A 19,360-nucleotide genomic window follows, 5' to 3' on the forward strand; every position below is an offset into this window, starting at 1 on the left:
TACGGGGAAGAGAACCACCCCGGCGCGTCTTCCTACTCCCTACCCCCGACTCCCTACCCCCTACTTCGAAGTTATAGAATGACCATACTAGAAGCCCACTACGACCCGGCCCTCGCCGCCGAAATCCGCGCCCTCGCCAAGGAGCGGAACGCGGTGATCCTCGCCCACAATTACGAGCGTCCCGAAATTCAGGATGTGGCCGATTTCGTGGGTGACTCGTTGGGGCTATCACGCGAGGCGGCGAAGACGGACGCCGAGGTGATCGTGTTCTGTGGGGTGCACTTCATGGCCGAAACGGCGGCGATTCTGTCGCCGCAGAAGTCGGTGCTGCTCCCCGATCTTGCCGCGGGCTGCTCGCTCGCCAGTACGATCAACGCGGAACAGCTGCGGGCCTGGAAGGCGCAGCATCCGGGAGCGGTGGTCGTGGCGTATGTGAACACGTCCGCTGAAGTGAAGGCGGAAAGCGACTACTGCTGCACCTCGGGCAATGCCGTCGAGGTGGTGAACGCGATTCCGGCTGACAAGGAAATTCTCTTTCTCCCCGACATGTTCCTCGGCGCCCATGTGCGGCGCGAGTCGCGGCGCGAGAATATCCATGTGTGGCTTGGCGAATGTCACGTGCATGCCGGCATCGATCCCGAACACATCTCGGTTATGCGCGCGAAGCATCCGGGCGCCGAATTCCTGATTCATCCGGAATGCGGCTGTGCGACGCCGGTGGTGGAAGCGATCAGCGCCGGCGCCATCGATTCCGACAACGTGCACATTCTCTCGACCGAGGGAATGATCAAGCGTCCGAGCCAGACCGATCAGGACACGTTCATCGTGGCCACCGAGATCGGCATTCTGCATCGGTTGCGTCGCGCCAATCCGGGTAAGCACTTCATTGCGGCGAACGATCAGGCGCAATGTGCGTATATGAAGGTCACGACGTTGCCCAAGGTGCGCGATGCGCTCTTGCACATGCAACATCGTATCACAGTGCCAGACGATATCGCAGCGCGCGCGCGGATTTCCATCGAGCGCATGGTGTCGATCGGCGGTAATTCCGGCGTGAGTCCCTTTGACCCTGAGGATCCCGGCGAATGAGTGCATTCCACCCGCCCCTGCGCTCCACGCCGCCGAGCGGCCAGCTTGCGATGACACCGCGCACGATTACGCCGCTCGGTCCGCGCGCGGTGCCTCCGTCCGCGCTGGCGTTTCCGCTCTCGGACGCGGAGGTCACGGCGCAGGTTCGGGTGGCGCTGTTGGAAGATCAGGCGTTCAATGACGTGTCCACGCTGGCGACCGTCGTCAGCAGCCGTCACGTGCGCAGTGCAATCGTGGCCCGACGCGACGGGGTGATTGCCGGTGTGCCGTTGGCCATCGAGGCATTTCGCCAGCTCGACAGCGCGGTCACCATTCGTGTCGAAGCCGAAGACGGCACACGCGTGAAGGCCGGCGAGATCGTCATGCACATCAACGGGCACGCCCGTGGCATGTTGTCGGCCGAACGCACGGCGCTCAACTATCTGCAGCATTTATCCGGTATTGCCACCTTGACCTGTCGCTTCGTCGATGCGGTTGCCGGCACGCCGGTGCAGATCCTCGACACGCGCAAGACGACGCCGGGCTGGCGTGCGATCGAGAAGTACGCGGTGCGCGCCGGTGGCGGTGCGAATCACCGCATGGATCTCCGCACCGGCGTGTTGATCAAGGACAATCATCTCGCCGCGATCGGTGGCGACATTGCCATGGCCGTGTTGCGTGCGCGCGGGCTCGCGATGAGCGGAACGGCCATCGAAGTCGAGTGTGACACGCTGGAGCAGGTAAGCGCGGCCGTCGCCGCCGGCGCCGATTGGGTGCTGCTCGACAACATGTCGCTCGAGCAGTTGCGCGAGGCCGTGGAGCAATGCCGCGGCCAGGTCATCACCGAAGCGTCGGGTGGCGTCACGCTCGACACGGTGCGTCGCATCGCCGAGACGGGCGTGGACCGGATCTCCGTTGGCGCACTCACACATTCCGCCCCTGCTCTCGATCTCGGTCTCGATTTCGATGGTCTCTAAGGTCGCCTGAAGGAATTCCCCGCCATGCCTGTTCGTCTTCCGCCGCTCACCGATCGCGCGTCCCGCATTCTGCTGGAAGGCTTCGTCGACTACGCCGGACTCTTCGCGCCGGCTGCTCTCGCCATGCCCAACGCGGTGCGCAACTACGCGCATTACCGCGGGGCCGGTTCCGGTTGGATTCTCGGGCGATTCATCTGCCCGGCCCAGTCGCTCCTGCTCTTCTCCGAGAAGGCGGATCCGCTGCTGCCGCGTGATGCCGGCGCGATTCCCTGGCGGCTCTCCGTGACCGGCAGCCCGGATCTCGCCAGCGATCTCGCGGAGATCGTCGCCTTCAACGAGCGCCATCGCGTCTGCTTCGATGAGTGTGGCGCCAAGGTCGATTCGTACGAGATCAAGGCCACGTCGGTCGACGACGTCGAACGCATCGCCGCCGCGACGCCGCGCGAATTGCTGACCTACATCGAAGTCCCACTCGACGGCGACATCGAGGCGTTGATCGCCGCGATCGCCCGCGCCAAGAAGCGGGCGAAAGTCCGCATGGGCGGCACGTCCGCCGACATGACGCCGGCACCTGCGTCCGTTGTGCGTTTTCTCAACGCGTGCTGTGCGCACGGCGTGACCGCGAAGGCAACGGCCGGCTTGCATCACCCGCTGCGCGGGACCTATCGGCTCACCTACGAGGCCGACCCGGCCACTGGCCGCATGTATGGCTTCCTGAATCTGGCGCTCGCCGCGGCCCACCTCGGGAGCGGTGGCAGCGACGCCGTGGCAGTTCAGTTGCTCGAAGAAGCCGATGCCGGACGGATCGAGTTCAGCGACCTCCACGTGGCGTGGCACGGACCCGATCGCACGCTCACCTTCACCCGCGACCTGCTGCAGCAGACGCGAGAGCGTGGTCTCGTCAGCTTCGGGTCCTGCTCCTTTACCGAGCCGGTGGACGAATCGCGCGCCTTGGGCTGGCTCTAAGCGCAGCTCACGGTCGGCCAGCCGCGCCGCCTGCTCACATACTACACTCACCGCATGTCGATCGATCCAACCAACGCCCCCGCGCTGCGCTCCTGGGTGCAGACCGCCAATCTACGCGGAGCGGATTTTCCGATTCAGAATCTGCCGTTCGGCATCTTCCGTCGAGCCGGCACCCGTGAAGCACCGCGCGTCGGTGTGGCGATCGGCGCCGCGATTCTCGATATCGCCGCTTGTCTTGCCGCCGGATTGTTCGACGATGACAGCGCCGCGCGCATCGCCGCCACGGCGTGCGCCATGCCGACGCTCAATGAGCTGATGTCGCGTGGTGCGTCGGCGCGCCGCGCGCTGCGGAACGCGCTGTCCGCGCTCCTCTCGGACACCGTCGCGGTGCATCGTCGGCAAATCGCCGAGCACGCGCTGGTGCTGCAGCAGGAGGCCGAGCTGTTCTTGCCGGCGCAGATCGGCGACTACACCGATTTCTACGCGTCGGTTCACCACGCCACCAACGTCGGATCGATGTTCCGCCCGGACAATCCGCTGCTGCCCAATTACAAGTGGGTGCCGATCGGCTATCATGGGCGCGCCTCCAGCATCGTCGTCTCCGGCACGCCGGTGCGTCGCCCCACGGGACAGCGCAAAGGTCCGAACGACGAGGTGCCGTCGGTGGGGCCGTCGCGGTTGCTCGACTACGAACTCGAGCTCGCGGCATTCGTCGGCCCCGGTAACGCCCTCGGGGACTCGATTGCGATGGAGCAGGCCAACGACCACCTGTTCGGTCTGTGTTTGCTCAATGATTGGTCGGCCCGCGACATTCAGGCCTGGGAGTATCAGCCGCTCGGGCCGTTCCTCGCCAAAAACTTCGCTAGTACCATCAGCCCGTGGGTAGTCACCCTCGAAGCACTCGAGCCGTTCCGCGCGCCGTTGGCCGCCCGTGCCGACGGTGACCCGGCGCCGCTTCCGTATCTCACCAGCGACGATGACCGGGCGCGTGGTGGCTTCGGGATCACCGTGGAAGCGTGGCTGCGCACGGCGCGCATGCGCGAGACCGGTGAGCCTGCGGTGCGCCTCACGCAAGGGCAGGCCACCGATCTGTACTGGTCGATGGCGCAGCTGTTGGTGCATCACGCCAGCAGCGGGTGCAACCTTCGTCCCGGCGACCTCTTGGGTAGCGGCACGATCTCCGGCCCAGACAAAGGCAGTCGCGGCTGTCTGCTCGAACTCACCTGGCGTGGTGCCGAGCCGCTGGCCCTCCCCAATGGTGAGCAGCGCAGCTTCCTCGAAGACGGGGACGAACTGGAGATCACCGCCTTCGCCGAGCGCGAAGGGGCCGTCCGAATCGGTTTCGGGCGGTGTGTGGGAACGATCCTTCCGGTGCGATGAGGGACCTGCTTTTTGCTCGCTCCCAGATGGCGATGTCGCGGGCCTTGCTGCCCAGTGTCGTCTATTTGTTCTATCGCGTCTTCACGACCCGCGAAGGCGTTGAGAAACCCTCGCATTGTCGCTCTGTACGTTCCAGATTGACGGATGCGCCCTGACCTGATTCGCGTCGTGCTGGTGGATGACCACCAGATCGTCCGCGCTGGACTCAAAGCCGTTCTCTCGACCGCTAAAGACATCACGATCGTAGGGGAGGGCGGTAGCGGCAAGGATGCGCTGACGTTGGCCGAGCGGGTCGATCCGCACGTGATCGTGATGGATCTCTCCATGCCCGACATGGACGGCCTCACGGCCACCCGCGAGCTACAGAAGGCGAATGCGCGGCGCACGCCGACGCCGGGTGAACCGATCACGCGCCGCGTGCTCGTCCTCACGATGCACACCGAAGACGAACATCTGGTCGCTCTCCTCGAAGCCGGGGCGGGCGGATACCTGCTCAAGTCGGTGGCCGATCGGGAACTGGTGGACGCGGTGCGCACGGTGGCTGCTGGCGACGTGTACGTGCAACCCACCGCCGCCCGCGCACTGGCCCGCGGTCTGGCCCGACGAGACGGCAACGCCGAAGAGCGCGCCCGCTTCGAAAAGCTCACCGACCGTGAGCAGGTCGTACTCAAGATGGTCGCCCAAGGCTTCACCGCGCCGGAGATCGGCGAGCACCTCACGATCTCGCCGAAAACGGTGGACACGTACAAGCAGCGTATCGGCGAGAAGCTCGGCCTGTCGCATCGCAGCGACTATGTGAAGTTCGCCCTCAAGCTCGGCATCCTGAAGAACGACGCGTAGGCCAGCGACGGTAGGCCAGCGACGGTAGGCCAGCGACGGTAGGTCAGCTGCATCCTTCCACGTACTGCACCTGCGGCACGCGTCCACCGCGAAACGTCTCCACCTTCTGGCCGTCGGTTTCGAACACGATGCGCAGGTTGCTGTCGGTTGGGCGGCGTGGTGTAACGACGAGGTAGTGTCCGTCGGTGTACTTGTGCGGCTGCACCTCCACGCGGCCGGTATACCGCTGCTGCACCTCGGCCTCCGTGCTGCCGATTTTGATCCCTTCTGATGTTGTGATCGCCGGGTTCTGCACATCGATGCGCACCACGCGACCGCCCTCGGCCATGATCAACACACCCGGCGGACCATCGCGCCAGCTCAGATAGCTGCACTCGGTCGAATCGGTACCCACGAGGCGGATACCTGCGCTCGTTGCTCCGGCAACCTCGGCCAGCGTCATGCCTACACGCACCGGTCCGATGCCGTGCTCGGTGAGATCCATCGGACCCGCATGGCGGTCCGCGATCGTGTCTGCGCCTACGGTAGCTGCGCCTTTCGTGCCGGCGGAGCTGTCGGACAGTGCCGCCGAGCGGGAGTCGCCGCACGCTGCACACAACAGCACGGGCGCGAGGACGGTAACGACCAACCGTGTACGTGTCATAGTGACTTGCGCGCCACGGCGGCCTGCTGCTCCGCCTTGGTGAGGCTCCACGCGGGAAGCGGTGGCACGGCGACGTCCATCAGCGCATCGCTGGCGCCGTAGCCGTGTTCAGTACGAATGCGCGCGGCGATGTCACGTCGCAGTTCGTCGATCGCTTCGCCAGCATCGCCGTCGAGCTCCATGCGAAGCGCGCGGAATCGGCGGCCTGATTCGATGCAGAACAGATCCGTCAGCGCGATCTCGCGTGCGCACGCCTCGGCACCACGCTCGTCGATGAGCCGCTGCGTGCGGGCAATGGTGGTGGCGCGGGCGTACAGTTCGATCGCCATGTCGGCGAGACGCTCCACCACCAGCTGACGGTGGAGAATCTCCTTCTTGTGCGTCATGATCATCTTCTGCGTCGCGGCGGCGAGTGCGGCCACGTGCTTTTCCACGAACTCGGCGTGCTGGCGCAGCGAGGAGTGGAAGGTGACGTCGAAGCGATCCTTCCGGCCCAGCGCCGACGCCACGCGTTCGGCCGCGTAGCTCGACACCAGCACCCAGTTCTGAATCGGATTCTTGAGCGCGCCCGAGAGTTCTTTCAGCTCTTCGGCCGGCCCCTGAATGCCATTGAGTCCGATGAACAGTCGCAGAATCTCGTTGGCGCCTTCAAAAATGCGATTGATGCGTGCGTCACGTAGGTAGCGCTCGTACGGCCAGGGCTTCACGAAGCCGCGCCCACCGGCGAGCTGCACGAGTTCATCGGCGGTGCGCCACACGAGTTCACTGGCGAACACCTTGGCGCAGGCCGCTTCGAGCGACGCATCCACGCTGTCTTCGTCGAGCGCCGCCGCCAGCGCACCGACCATGGCGTCCACCGCGTAGGTCTCAGCGGCGATCGTGGCCATCTTGCGCTGCGTGATCTCGAACGACGCCAGCGGACCGCCGAACTGCGTGCGGGCTTCGGCGTAGCGTGTGAACTCGGCCAACAACCGTTTGCATCCCGACGCGCAGCCAGCGGCCAGCGACAGTCGGCCGGCATTGAGTGCATTGACGGCCACACGGAACCCTTTGCCGACCTCGCCAAGCACGTGATCGTCGGGCACGAAGCAATCCTCGAACACCAGCTCGGCCTGCGTCGAGGCGCGGATGCCGAGCTTGGCGACGGTGCCGTCAATACGGAATCCGGGCATGTCGGGACGCACGATGAACGCCGTGGGACGCATGATCGTCTCGCCGTTGCGCACGATCGGTGTTTGTGCGAAGGTGGTGATCATCCCCGCGCGCTGACCGTTGCCGATCCAGTGCTTGCGGCCGTTCAGCAGCCATCCGGTATCTTCGGCGTTGCGACGCGCGGTGGTCACGATGTGCTGCGCGTCGGAACCCGTCTCCGGTTCGGTCAGCGCGTACGCCGCCAGCATCTCGCCACGCGCCAGGGCCGGCAAATAGCGCGCCTTCTGCTCGTCGTTGCCAAAGAGCACCAGCGCCTTGCCACCTAGCCCGCAGTGCACGCCGATCAGCACTCCCAGCGACGCATCCACCGACGCGACGGCGCCGAACACGCGCGCATACGCGCTGGCCGAGAGACCGAGTCCACCGTACTCCTTGGGCGTGGTGAGGGCGAGCAGGCCAGCCTCGGCGAACGCCTTGATCACCGGCTCGCCGATCGACTCCGCTTCGTCCATTTGCCGTGGATCGATCAGCCCCGACGCCACCATCGCGTTGAGCGCGGCAATCAATCGATGCACCGTGGCCGCTTCCTCGGGGCGCCGTGCGTCGAGCGTGGCGGGGTACGGGAAGAGTAGCGCCTCGGTGATCTCGCCCTGGAAGAGACCGCGGAGAAACGATGGCTTGGTCGCGGTGGGTGACGATGGGGACGCATTCATGGGCAACTACTCCGGAAGGCAGAAGCAAGGACGGGACGCTTCTCATGAGAAGCGTCCCGTCGGAAAGCTAGACAGCGAACCGCAAGGCGGCGACCGGAACCTTTACGGAGGCGTAACGGCGGCGGTAATCGTCACCGTGACGTTGGTGGTCTTTCCTTCAGGCTGTCCATTGCTGTTGAGTGCGCGCAGCGTAAGGATCGTGGAGCCGACCTTCGAGGCGCTCACCGTGACCTGCGTCGCGTTGCTGTTGGCAGTGCCAGTCGCGACATCAGGCTGGCTGCTGGTGATAGCGACCGTGCGACTGAACAGCTGATTGCCGTTGGCGTCCCTCAGCTGAATTGAAAACGTCTTGCTGATCGCGTTGAGCGTAACCGTGTAGTCGCTGGCCGCAATCGTGTCGACCGGGATCGGCTGCACGGTGACCTGGGCAGTGCCGGAGCGCGTCTCGCTGATCGCGGTGATCGTGACCGTGCCCGGCGCATTGGTGGTGACAAGACCGGCCGGAGAGACCGACGCGCGCGTGGGGTCGCTGCTCGTCCACTCGACCACGCGGTCCGTAACGGTCGTGCCGGTCGAGTCCTCGATCGTGGCGTTGAGCTGCACCGTTCCGCCCTGAACGATGCTTGACGACAGTGGCGACAGGCGTACCGTAGCGACCGGAATCCTCGAGATCGTGAAGGACACCGTATCCACGGCACCTTCGGCGTTCACGGCGATACGCGCCGCGCCGAGCGCCAGTCCCGTCACGAGACCGTTGGCCGACACCGTAGCCGTGGCCGGCGTGACACTCCGCCATGTAATCGTACGACCCGACGGAATCGCACCACCGGCCGAGTCGGTGAGTGTGACGCCGAACTGACGCGCGACACCGAGACGCAGCGTCGTGGGCTTTGGCGAGATCACCGCCGACACGATGCGCGCGTCGACGACTTCGACCGTGGCGCTGCACGAAGCCTGCGTATTCTCGACCGGCGACGCCGTGATGCGGGCCGTGCCCGCCTTGCGCGCCGTCACCAGGCCGGAGCCGGTGACCGTCGCGGCAATTTCATTGTCACTGGTCCAGGCGATCGAGCGGCCCAGCGACGAGATCACGTTGTTCGCGGTGTCGCGCAGCGTGATCGCTGGCTGCACATTCTGCGACACGGTGAGCTTCGAGGTGGCCGGCGCGAGCGAGCAGCTGCCGATCGGGATTTCCGTTACGGTCACCGTGGCGTTGCCCGACGTCTGGTCGGCTTCCGCATTGATCACGACCGTACCCGGTGTGAGCGCGGTGAGCTGGCCGTTCTGGTCGACCGACACGATCGACGAGTTGCTACTGCCCCACCGGAACGTACGGCCGGTGATGACGATGTTCTGACTGTTGCGCGCGGTGGCGGTGAGTTGACGCGTATTCGTGCGGCGCAGGGTGAGCGTGGAGGGCGTAATGGTTACGTTGGCCGCCGCTTCCGGGGTCACCGTGACCTGTACCGATGCACTCTTGCCGTTGGCGACCGCCGAGATTGACGCCCCACCAACGCTCACCGCGATCACGTTGCCTTCGGTCGTCACCGTGGCCACCGCGGTGTTGCTCGAGGAATACGAGATCTTCTTGTTGCGGATTGAATTGCCGCTACAATCGAAGGCGGTGCCGACGATCGATGACGCGCCGTTCACCGGCAGCGAGAGCGTGGCCGGTGCCACCGAGATGGAGCAGGCGTCGGCGGTGGTCTTGAGATCGAGACAGCCCGCTAACCCGAGAAGGGCAAGCGTGGTCGTCGAGGCGCGAAGCGTCGCGCGGATGTTCGCAATCGGGGCAGAGACCCGCATGCAGGTCCGTCCTGTCAACAAATGTGAATGAGCCAGCCGGAAGGGTATCCCGGACAGCAACGTCCAACTAGGACGCGTAGTCGGCTCCAGCCGTAACCGTTACAGCGCTGGCACCAGTGCGCTCTGTGGACAACCTGACCGATCGTTCACGTCGCGGCAAGCGACGTTGCAAGCTGTTGCAAGAGTGTTGCCGCGTCGGTGACGGGCATCTCACATCGAAAATTCGTACACATGTAGGCCGTGGCGGTGCCATCCATGGCCCTACGGCCCTCCAAGAGCGCCACTGGAGCCGTTTCTCCCTGGGAAGATACCAGTACGAGCGTAGGGACGTACCGGTCCGCTACGGCGGCCGCCAGTGCCTGGAGTGCCGTGCTGTCGGGCTCGCCGATCAGCGCGACGGCGACGGCCCCATCGATCGCGAGCGGCGCCAGGCCGAGCAGGTAGCCAAAGGCATTCGGCCATTTGCCCATCGCTTCGGCCAGCGGGGTCATCTGCGTCAGCGCTTGCTCACGGGCCGACGGGTTCCCGTCGAGCTCGCCGAATCGCAGTACAACCTCGAGTGCCAACGACGCGCCCGCAGGGGTGGCGTGGTCGTTGAGATCTCGCGGACGGGCGATCAGAGGCTCGGCGTCGTCCGGCGTGTCGAACCACGACTGGGTCGCGAGGTCAAAGAAATGCCGCGTCATGGCGTCGGCCACCCGCCGCGCCTGGTGTAGCCACGTAGGGTCGAGCGTGACTTCGTGGATCGACAAAAACGCCAGCGCGACCGCGGCCTGATCTTCCAGAAATCCGGGGCCGGCACAGGGGCCCTCCGTTCCCGACAATACGCGCGTGACGCGTCCGTCGGCGTTCACCAGCCGGTCTCGCAACAGCTCGGCGTTTCGCACGGCGAGTGCCCGCACGCTGGGATCGCGCCAGACACGCGCGGCGTCGGACAACGCGCGCGTCATGAGCGCATTCCACCCCGCCAGGACCTTGTCGTCGAGTCCAGGACGCACCCGCCGCTCGCGTGCCGCCAGCAGCGTGCGCGCGGCCGCGTCGATCGTCGTACGCAGGCGATCGTTGGTCATGCCGAGACGCGCCGCCACCAACTCGGGCGCCACCGGCACATGCAGAATCGAGTGGCCCTCGAAGTTGCCACCCGATTGCACGCGCCAATACGCCCGCGCGACGGCCGCGTCGTCCCCGAGCACCGCGTCGAGCTCCGGCGCAGTCCAGACGTAGAATTTGCCTTCCACGCCCTCGCTGTCGGCATCCAGTGACGAGGCAAACCCGCCGTGAGCGAGCGTCATCTCGCGACCCAGCCAGTGGATCGTGGCCTCGGTGATCCGGCGGACTTCGCCGTCGCGCGTGACCTGCCAGAGATGCACGCCGAGTCGCACCAGTAGCGCGTTGTCGTACAGCATCTTCTCGAAGTGCGGCACCAGCCACTCGGCGTCGGTGCTGTAGCGGGCGAATCCCCCGCCGATCTGATCGCACAAGCCGCCGCGACCCATGGCAATGAATGAGCGGTGCGCAATCTCCAGCGCCGTCGGGTCGCCGCTTCGTGTGTACCATCGAAGACAAAAGTCGAGTGCCATCGTTTGCGGAAATTTCGGCGCACCGGTGAAGCCGCCGAGCGCACGATCGTAGCGCCTGGCGAGCTGCCTGAAGGCACCCTCGAGGAGCGCGGCGTCCACCGGTCCCGTGGGTCCGGCCGGACGGCTGCTGCTGGCGTACAGCGCGCGCATGGCGTCGGTGGTGCGCGCAATGGCATCGGGCTGCTCGCGATACGCGTTGGCCACGGCCTGAATCACGCGGGTGAACGACGGCATCCCGTGACCGTCGACTTTCGGAAAGTAGGTGCCGCCCCAGTACGGCGTGCCGTCGGGCGTGAGCACCACCGTCATCGGCCAGCCGCCGCGGCCCGTGAGCGCCTGCACCGCCTGCATGTAGATCGCATCGACGTCGGGCCGCTCTTCGCGATCCACCTTCACGTTCACGAAGAGCGCGTTCATCAGCGCCGCCGTGTCGGTGTCTTCGAACGACTCGTGCGCCATCACGTGACACCAGTGACACGCCGCATATCCCACGCTGAGAAGGATCGGCCGCTGCTCGGCCCGCGCCCGCTCGAAGGCGTCGGCGCCCCATGGATACCAATCCACCGGATTCTCCGCGTGTTGCCGCAGATAAGGCGACGACTCGGTAGCGAGACGATTGGGCATGCATGCAACTTACCCCGCGCCCATGACGATACCGGTTGCCCTAACCACCAAACCCCGCGTCGCCCCTCCCGGCTCGTGGACGTCCGCTACGAGCTGGATTCTTGTGGCGGCCGTGCTGCGGGCGGGTCTGTCGGGACTGGTACCGCTGCTGCCCGACGAGACCTACTACTGGGAGTGGTCGCGGCAGCTGGACGCGGGCTACTTCGATCACCCGCCCGGTATCGCCCTGTTGATCGCGGCCGGCACGCGTCTGTTCGGCGACACGACCATCGGTGTCCGTGCCGGGCCCGCCATCGCCGCGCTGCTCATGCACGTCGCCGCCGTGGTGTGCGCTTGGCAACTGGCCGGTCGCGGCACGGAGGGGCTACGCGCCGCGACCCGCGCCGCGATGCTGGTGGCGCTGATTCCGATCGCGACCCTCGGTCTCGTGCTCGCCACACCCGATGCGCTGCTGTTTGCGAGCGCCATGTTCGCCCTGCTCGGCGTGGAGCGCGCGCTGGCGTCACCACTCCGCTCGTGGCGCAGCCTCGGGTGGTGGACGGTGGCCGGACTTGGTCTTGGCGTGGCGTTCGTGGCCAAGTACACCGCCGTGCTGCTGCCCATGGGCTTGGTGATCGCCTGCCTGGTGCATCCCGCGCTGCGAAAGCGGTTCGCTGAGCCGGGGCCATGGATCGCGTCGATCATCGCGCTGGGCATGTTCGCGCCGGTGGTTGCCTGGAATGCCTTGAACAACTGGGTGTCGTTCCGTTTTCAGCTGGGGCATGGCTTCAGCCCGAGCGCGCGCGGGAATCCGCTGTCGCGTGAGCTCGAGATGCTCGGGGGACAAATCGGCCTCGCGTCGCCGATTCTGTTCCTGCTGATGGCCGGTGCGGTGTGGTTCGCCATGCGTGACGGCTGGCGCATGCGCCGCGATCTGTCTGCCACCGACCCGATGGTGCGTCGTTTTGCCTTGGCGGTGATCTCGCTATCGCCGCTCGTGTTCTTCGCCGTGAGCGCGTGGCGCCGGTCAGTGGAAGCAAACTGGCCGGCGATGATTTATCCGGGCGCGATGATGCTGCTGGCCACGAGCGACAAGCCGTGGTCGTACGGTCGTTGGTGGCATCGTGGACAGGCCTTCGCGGCGATTCTGCTCACGATCGTGGCGTATCAGGCCGCGACACCAATCCTTCCGATCCCGCCGCGAAAGGATCCGATCGCCCGCGCGCATGGCTGGGCAACGCTGGCCGCCGCCGTGGAGCACAGTCGACAGAGTGATTTCCTGAAGGGCACGGTAGACCGGTGGGTGGCCGCCGATCGTTATCAGGATGCGTCGGAGCTCGCGTTTCACCTCCCCGATCAGCCCACGGTGTTCGCGCTCAACCTCGGCGGTCGCACGAATCAGTACGACATCTGGCCAAACGCCTACGACAAGATCCGCCCTGGTGATGGTCTGGTCGCCGCGTTCGATGCCGATCCCAAGGGCGACTCGCTGGCTGGCGTGGTCGGCACGTGGTTCGCGGCATCGAAGCAAAGCGTAACGGTACCGCTGCGTCGCGGTGACGGCATCGTAACCGAGCGGCGCATCTGGCTGTATCGCATCGCGCGCGACGTGCCGAGGCGTCCGTGAATTCCACGCTGACGATGCCCATGTTAATCGCCGTCGCCGTCGGTGGTGCGACCGGCTCGGTGGCGCGGTATGTGGTCGGCGTGCTGATGCTTCGCACGTCTGGTGGGTTCCCGGTCTCCACGCTGTCGATCAACGTCGTGGGAAGCTTTCTCATCGGTCTGTTGGCACGACTGTTCGACGCGCCCGACCATAATCAGGTGCTTCGCGTGGCCCTCACCGTAGGATTGTGTGGTGGCTTCACGACGTTCTCCACGTTCAGCGCCGAGGCCGTTACACTGTTGCAGCAAGGCAAAGCCGGGCGCGCCGTGCTGTATGTCTCCGTCAGTGTCGTCGCCGGGGTCTTGGCGACGTTGGCTGGCCTCATGGTTGGCCGCTCGTCGCGATAGCCCGCACGAGCGTCCCCCAACACGCACACACCGAATACCTCTCATGATCGCTCCCACGATTCCCGCTGATCTCGCCGCCTGGTGCAGCGCCAATGAAGCGCGCGCGCAGGACGAACTGTTCGACTTGCTGCGTATCCCGAGCGTCAGTGCGCGTACCGAGCACAAAGCGGATTGCGCGGCGGCGGCACAGTTCATCGCCGATGCCCTGACGCGTATCGGGCTGACCGCGAGTATCGAGCCCACGCCGGGACATCCCATCGTGGTCGGCGAATGGCGTGGGGCCGGTGCCGATGCACCCACGCTACTGGTGTACGGACACTACGACGTGCAGCCGGCCGAGCCCCTCGAGCTGTGGACGTCGCCGGCGTTCGAACCCACCGTGCGCGACGGTCGCATCTACGCGCGTGGATCGGTCGACGACAAGGGACAGCTGTATCTGCACATCAAGGCACTCGAAGCGCATCTCGCCGTGCGCGGCACGCTGCCCGTCAACGTGATCGTGCTGGCCGAAGGCGAGGAAGAAGTCGGCAGCGAGAACCTCGAGCAATTCCTCGAGCGCGAAAAAGCGCGGCTGGCCTGCGATGCCGTCGTGATCTCCGACTCCACCATGTTCGCGCCGGGCCTTCCCAGTATCCTGTCGTCGCTGCGCGGGATGGCGTATCTCGAGATTACCGTGCGTGGTGCGAGCGGTGATCTGCACTCCGGCATGTACGGCGGTGCTGTGGTGAATCCCGCGATGGCCCTCGCCCGCCTTCTCGCCAGCATGCATGACGCCGAGGGGCGCATCGCGATCCCCGGGTTTTACGACGATGTGCGTCCGTTTCCCGATGCCGTGCTGGCGCAGATGCGCGAATTACCGTTCAACGATGCACAGCTCATGCACGAAGTCGGCGTCACGGCACTGGGCGGCGAACCCGGATACACCACACTCGAGCGACTGTGGACACGACCAACGTGCGAAGTGAACGGCCTGCTCAGCGGCTACACCGGCGAGGGTGCCAAGACGGTACTTCCCGCCGTATCGATGGCGAAGGTCAGCTTCCGGCTGGTGCCCGATCAGAGTCCGGATGCCATCGCGGCGCTCGTGCAAGCGCATGTGGAGCGCGTCGCGCCGGCCGGAGTCAGCGTGACCGTCGAGAACCTGCACGGCGGACGTCCGTGGCGGGCCGATCTCAAGGGGCCGATCATCGAGGCCGGCAAGCGCGCGCTCGAGGCGGCCTTCGGACGGCCGCCAGTCATCACCGGCGAGGGCGGGAGCATTCCCGTGGTCGGCGACTTCGAGCGCATCCTCGGCGCGCCGGTGCTGCTGATGGGCTTCGGCCTGCCCGGCGAGAACGCCCACGCTCCCGACGAGTGGATCAGTGTCGAGAACTATCTGGGTGGCATCCGCGCCGCCGCCACGTTGCTCGACGAGTATCGGGCGGCGACGCGCTGATCGCCGGGGAGTGCATCTCCCCGGCGACCCGTACGCTACTTCACGTCAATCACTTTCACGCCAGCGGTGGCGGCACCGCCGCTGACGTATCCAATAGCACCCGGGTTCGCCTTCACGAACGCGATCACCTCATCGTCGCTCGACTTTACCGCCGGTGGAACGTCCTTGCCCGAGAAGATCTGCTGCTGCCAGTACGACTCAACGGCGCCCACGGCGCGGCCGAGCACCGCCTTCGAGAACGCCGCGCGCACGGCGCTGGACTTGGCGAGATCGACCGGCTGAGCGGCCGTTCCATTCGGGAACTTCGCGCTCTGCTTGAGGAACAGCTTCAACGCCACGTCCGACGAAAGTTCCGACGTGGCGTTGCCGCTGTTGACGATAACCTTGAAATCCTGTGCCGCAGCGGGTGCTGCGGCAACGACGAGCGCGAACACGCTCATCGTCACGGTGTTGAGAATGCGCTGCATGATGGTCATGTGATTGTTCCTCAAAAAGCCACGGCCACGGACAACAGTCCGTAGAACGCCTTCGAGGCCGGGGCAAGCTTCGCGACGAGCGGTGGCGCGGTCGGCAGAATCACCGACGGCACTGGACGGTCGAAGCCGTACCCTTCGTTGCGATGTCCTTCGAGCTTGAAGGCGACATTAACCGACGGCTGCCACGTGGCGCCAAGGCCAATATCCTTCGTGATCGGCAGATCGAGGTTCGGAATCGGCGCACCGCCAAACCGAACGACGTTGGTCGCGGAGTTGTATTCAACCGCCAGCGTCAGCTTCTCCACGGGCTTTACGCCGCCCTGGAGGTAGTATGCGCTGTAGTCGGTGAAGCTCGGAACCTTCGCCGTGAAGCGCGTATACTCGGCGCGGGCAAAGGCGCGATCGACCTTCGCTTCGGCCGAGTACAGCACCGACGTCGTGCGGGCGGGCCGCGAAGCCTCCGGCAAGGTTGCGCTGGGCGTGGATCCATAGTTCGACACGAATGCGCCGAAACGGACGCCTTCAACCGGCGTCTTGAGCCACAGCTGCGTTCCGATCATGTTCTCGTTACGCTGATTGATCACGATGTTGCCCGTCGAGCCCGGGAGCTGAGCCCGCAGGTTGAAGCCACCACCGAACACATGGCTCTCGAGACCGAAGTCGCCGCCGAGTTCGAACGACTTGCTGGCCGTGAAGCCGTCGATGTACTCGAGCGTCTCGCCGTAGACCTGCGTACCAACGCGATAGAACGGCAGCAGCGTGCCGATGAAGCGCACTTCGTTGAATAGCCCACGCGGCAGGGGATTGCGCCCCACTTTCACCGCCGTACCGTTGTCGAACTTGTGTTCGTAGAATGCCCACACCGGCTGGATGTCCGGCTCGCCGGCGTTCAACGGGCTCGTGCCGAACTTGCGATGCAGCAACTGCGTCACCACCCGATCCTTCTCGCTCAGCTTGTAGCCGAACTGCAACGCGATCGCGCGATAGTCCGCTGAGCCGTCTTTGTTCAGCCCGAAGTACGGCAGCCCGTCGGTTTTTCCATACGCGATGTTCACCGAGCCGTGCACGGTGAGGCGTTCATCCTGCGCCGAAAGCGCCAACGGCGTCGCGGCGAACAGCAGGCACGCGAGCGCGCGCGCCGTGGAGGTGCGATTCATAAAGTGTAGGAACCAGCTAGTGGATTGAGCACCGGCACACACGGCCGCAGCGTCGCGGCACAGGTGAGGTAGTACAACGACAGTCGTTGGCATCAATACCGGAGGAATCCGGTGCAATCGTGGGTGCCTGGATCATTGCCAGGCACCCACGGACACGAGCCGCACGTCAGCGCATTCGTACAGTCAACGGCAACTCAAGGTGCTCAGAACGAGCCGAGGACGTCGTCCGACCCATTGTTGTCGTCATCGAACGGGATCATTGCGGAGGCACTCATCGGGAACACATCGTCCGATCCGTGCGTGCCGTTCGACGAGCGCGCCTTGGCGAGTCCCTTGCCGGCCGGACGCGCTGGTGTCTTGGATCGCGGCGCGGCGGCCTTGGCGGCGGGCTTGACCGACGTCTTCAGTGTCTGCGGCCGCGGGGCAGCCGGACGTGGTGACGAGAAAACCGGCGAATCGTTCAGAGCGGCCTGACGCCGAGACGCCGAGGTAACCGAGTGACCGGCGTCGCTGCGGTGATCGCGATCGCCCACGTCGAACTGCGCCGCCAGCTCCTGCATCTCGGCCGCTTGGGCCGACAGCTCGGCGGCGGCACTCGCCGATTCCTCGGCATTCGCGGCCGTGCGTTGCGTGAGTCCGGCAATCTGATCCATCGACGACGTGACTTCGGTGAGCTCCTTCTGCTGCTCGGCGGCGCCCTCGGCGATGTTGTTCATGATCGCCGACGCGCGCTGCACGCCGCTGCGGATTTCATGCAGTCGACGCGTCACGCTCTCGTTCAGTTTCACGCCGGTCTCTGCCTTCTGCACCGACTCTTCGATCAGCGTCGCCGTGTTGCGTGACGCTTCCGAGGCGCGAATGGCCAGGCTGCGCACTTCGTCGGCCACGACCGCGAAGCCCTTGCCGGCGTCACCTGCACGGGCCGCTTCAACGGCCGCGTTGAGCGCCAGCAGATTCGTCTGGAACGCGATCTCGTCGATCGTCTTCACGATCTTCGCTGTGGAGTCGGCCGAGCGCTTGATCTCGGCCACGGCTTCAGCGAGGGCCGTCATGCGTTCTACGCCCTGCTCGCTATCCACGCTCGCACGCTCCATCGCCGCCCGCGCTTCGTTCGCGTCGGCCACGTTGGCCTTCGTGCGGTCGTCCACCAACTTGATGCGGTTCGACACCTGATCGATGGCGCCCGCCTGATCGGCCGCGCCGCTCGCCAGCTCTTGGCTTCCTTCACCAATCTCGCGGGCCGCCGAATTCACCTGGCTGATCGCCGTCGTGAGCGAGGCGAACACTTCGGCAATGTTCTCGAGCGCCGTGTTCAGCGAATCTTTGATCGCGGCATGCTCGCCGACGTACTGGCCGGTCACGCGGGCCGACAAGTCACGAGCGGCGACACGCGCCAGCACATCCTTTGCTTCACTGATCGGTTCGACCACGGAGTCCAGCATCTCATTCGTACCCGAGATCAGCTGCTGATACGCGCCACGGAACTGCTCCGGGTTGCCGCGCTTGGCGAGATCGCCGTGTTTGGCCGCGTCGATCACGCTGTTGATCTCGCCGACGATGCCCTGGAGCGTCTCGGCGGCGCCGTTGATGCTCTTCGAGAGCACGTCGTGTTCGGAGCGGACTTCCACTTTCGAGGTCAGGTCACCGGCTGCCAGACGATCCGCTGCCCGGGCCACGCCGCCGATGTATTCGAGCATCTCGCGGAAGGCGCCCGCCAGCGCACCGATTTCGTCCTTCGACACGATGTCGATCTGCTGCTCAACTTTGCCGCGCGCGATCTCCGTGGCAGCCGTCGACAGTGTCCGCATGGCGCCGATGATGCTGCGCAGCGTGCCAACGGCGAGCAAGGCGAGGGCGACGAGCGCGACGATCAGCACGGCACTCGTGACTAGGCGGGTCGTCGACTGCAACGTGCGCGCCGTCTCGAATGCGGCGGCGATCGCCGCTTCCCGTTCGGTAGTCTGCTGCTGCAACGACTTCGAGAGCGCGGCGTACTTGGTCTTCACACCCTGCATGCCGCCCATCATGTCCTCCATGGCGCCGGAGATCATTCCCATGCTCGTGGTGCGGGCCTGAGCGGCGTAGCTCTTGAACTCGCCGCCGAGCGCGCGGACGACTGTCGAGTCGACGCTCGGATTGCTGGCCAACGAGTCAGAGAATGCCAGGAACGTCTTGCTGATGGAGTCAGCGGCGACCACCGCACCCGTGTCGCTGGCACCAACGGCGTCGCGCAACGCGCGCTGGTAGACGTCGAGCTGAGACTGCAGCTTCTGGCTGGTCTCGAGGGCGGGAGATTCCTGGAGCTCGATGCGCTCGAGCTGAGCTTGCGAACGGCCGCCGAGCACAAACGTCGTGCCAAACGTCGTCAGAAAGCCAACGGCCGCTACAAGCGGAAGGGCCAAGATCTTGGCCCGCAAGGACAGGGTTCGGAGCATTGGGGGAGTGCGGAGGGCAGCAAAGGAATTGGGCGCGGGCCACGTCGCTCGTGCGCTATCGACTACGGGTATCGGAGCGTCCCCGACAGCACTTGAACAATCGGCGAAAACCGTCA

15 protein-coding genes are annotated in these 19,360 nt (G+C 65.4%); 8 read left to right on the forward strand and 7 right to left on the reverse strand.

Annotation, left to right across the window (positions count from 1 at the left end; genetic code table 11):
- Positions 1-78 precede the first annotated feature (78 nt).
- The 5 genes from nadA to ACLL97_RS19085 all read left to right on the forward strand — a co-directional run bounded on the left by nadA (position 79) and on the right by ACLL97_RS19085 (position 5,231).
- Complete coding sequence (nadA, locus tag ACLL97_RS19065) at positions 79-1,089, forward strand: quinolinate synthase NadA (RefSeq protein ID WP_411282063.1); 1,011 nt, start codon at positions 79-81, stop codon at positions 1,087-1,089.
- Complete coding sequence (gene nadC, locus ACLL97_RS19070; protein ID WP_411282064.1) at positions 1,086-2,045, forward strand: carboxylating nicotinate-nucleotide diphosphorylase; 960 nt, start codon at positions 1,086-1,088, stop codon at positions 2,043-2,045. Before nadA ends, nadC begins: the two co-directional genes overlap by 4 nt.
- A gap of 24 nt (positions 2,046-2,069) precedes the next feature.
- On the forward strand, positions 2,070-3,011 hold the full coding sequence (locus ACLL97_RS19075) for a hypothetical protein (protein WP_411282065.1): 942 nt from the start codon (positions 2,070-2,072) through the stop codon (positions 3,009-3,011).
- 54 nt (positions 3,012-3,065) lie between these two features.
- The gene (fahA, locus tag ACLL97_RS19080) at positions 3,066-4,391 is read left to right on the forward strand and encodes a fumarylacetoacetase (RefSeq protein ID WP_411282066.1); all 1,326 of its coding nucleotides are present in this window, start codon (positions 3,066-3,068) and stop codon (positions 4,389-4,391) included.
- A 144-nt stretch (positions 4,392-4,535) separates the two neighbouring features.
- The gene (locus tag ACLL97_RS19085) at positions 4,536-5,231 is read left to right on the forward strand and encodes a response regulator (protein ID WP_411282067.1); all 696 of its coding nucleotides are present in this window, start codon (positions 4,536-4,538) and stop codon (positions 5,229-5,231) included.
- A gap of 43 nt (positions 5,232-5,274) precedes the next feature.
- Here ACLL97_RS19085 and ACLL97_RS19090 read toward each other — a convergent pair whose 3' ends face one another.
- The 4 genes from ACLL97_RS19090 to ACLL97_RS19105 all read right to left on the reverse strand — a co-directional run bounded on the left by ACLL97_RS19090 (position 5,275) and on the right by ACLL97_RS19105 (position 11,749).
- The gene (locus tag ACLL97_RS19090; RefSeq protein WP_411282068.1) at positions 5,275-5,874 is read right to left on the reverse strand and encodes a hypothetical protein; all 600 of its coding nucleotides are present in this window, start codon (positions 5,872-5,874) and stop codon (positions 5,275-5,277) included.
- Entirely contained in the window at positions 5,871-7,739 is a 1,869-nt protein-coding gene (locus ACLL97_RS19095; protein WP_411282069.1) for an acyl-CoA dehydrogenase family protein, read from the reverse strand. The genes ACLL97_RS19090 and ACLL97_RS19095 overlap by 4 nt, the downstream gene beginning before the upstream one ends.
- A gap of 102 nt (positions 7,740-7,841) precedes the next feature.
- Entirely contained in the window at positions 7,842-9,545 is a 1,704-nt protein-coding gene (locus tag ACLL97_RS19100; protein WP_411282070.1) for an Ig domain-containing protein, read from the reverse strand.
- Between the two features lie 146 nt (positions 9,546-9,691).
- The gene (locus ACLL97_RS19105) at positions 9,692-11,749 is read right to left on the reverse strand and encodes a thioredoxin domain-containing protein (protein WP_411282071.1); all 2,058 of its coding nucleotides are present in this window, start codon (positions 11,747-11,749) and stop codon (positions 9,692-9,694) included.
- Between the two features lie 22 nt (positions 11,750-11,771).
- Here ACLL97_RS19105 and ACLL97_RS19110 point away from each other — a divergent pair, with 22 nt between their 5' ends.
- The 3 genes from ACLL97_RS19110 to ACLL97_RS19120 are packed head-to-tail and all read left to right on the forward strand — an operon-like array spanning position 11,772 to position 15,176.
- Entirely contained in the window at positions 11,772-13,355 is a 1,584-nt protein-coding gene (locus ACLL97_RS19110) for a glycosyltransferase family 39 protein (protein ID WP_411282072.1), read from the forward strand.
- A gap of 14 nt (positions 13,356-13,369) precedes the next feature.
- Positions 13,370-13,741 carry a fluoride efflux transporter CrcB gene (gene crcB / locus ACLL97_RS19115; protein ID WP_411282073.1) on the forward strand — a complete coding sequence of 124 codons (372 nt, stop codon included), beginning with the start codon at positions 13,370-13,372 and terminating at the stop codon, positions 13,739-13,741.
- Positions 13,742-13,784: 43 nt separating this feature from the next.
- On the forward strand, positions 13,785-15,176 hold the full coding sequence (locus ACLL97_RS19120) for a dipeptidase (protein ID WP_411282074.1): 1,392 nt from the start codon (positions 13,785-13,787) through the stop codon (positions 15,174-15,176).
- Between the two features lie 35 nt (positions 15,177-15,211).
- Here the strand turns inward: ACLL97_RS19120 and ACLL97_RS19125 are convergent, their stop codons facing one another.
- From ACLL97_RS19125 to ACLL97_RS19135, 3 genes are all read right to left on the reverse strand, one after another.
- The gene (locus ACLL97_RS19125; RefSeq protein ID WP_411282075.1) at positions 15,212-15,652 is read right to left on the reverse strand and encodes a phosphate ABC transporter substrate-binding protein; all 441 of its coding nucleotides are present in this window, start codon (positions 15,650-15,652) and stop codon (positions 15,212-15,214) included.
- An 11-nt stretch (positions 15,653-15,663) separates the two neighbouring features.
- Positions 15,664-16,809, reverse strand: a complete 1,146-nt coding sequence (locus ACLL97_RS19130) for a hypothetical protein (RefSeq protein ID WP_411282076.1) — start codon at positions 16,807-16,809, stop codon at positions 15,664-15,666.
- Between the two features lie 203 nt (positions 16,810-17,012).
- The gene (locus ACLL97_RS19135) at positions 17,013-19,244 is read right to left on the reverse strand and encodes a methyl-accepting chemotaxis protein (RefSeq protein ID WP_411282077.1); all 2,232 of its coding nucleotides are present in this window, start codon (positions 19,242-19,244) and stop codon (positions 17,013-17,015) included.
- Between the last annotated feature and the right edge of the window lie 116 nt (positions 19,245-19,360).

Source organism: Gemmatimonas sp., assembly GCF_046594945.1.
GTDB lineage: Bacteria > Gemmatimonadota > Gemmatimonadetes > Gemmatimonadales > Gemmatimonadaceae > Gemmatimonas.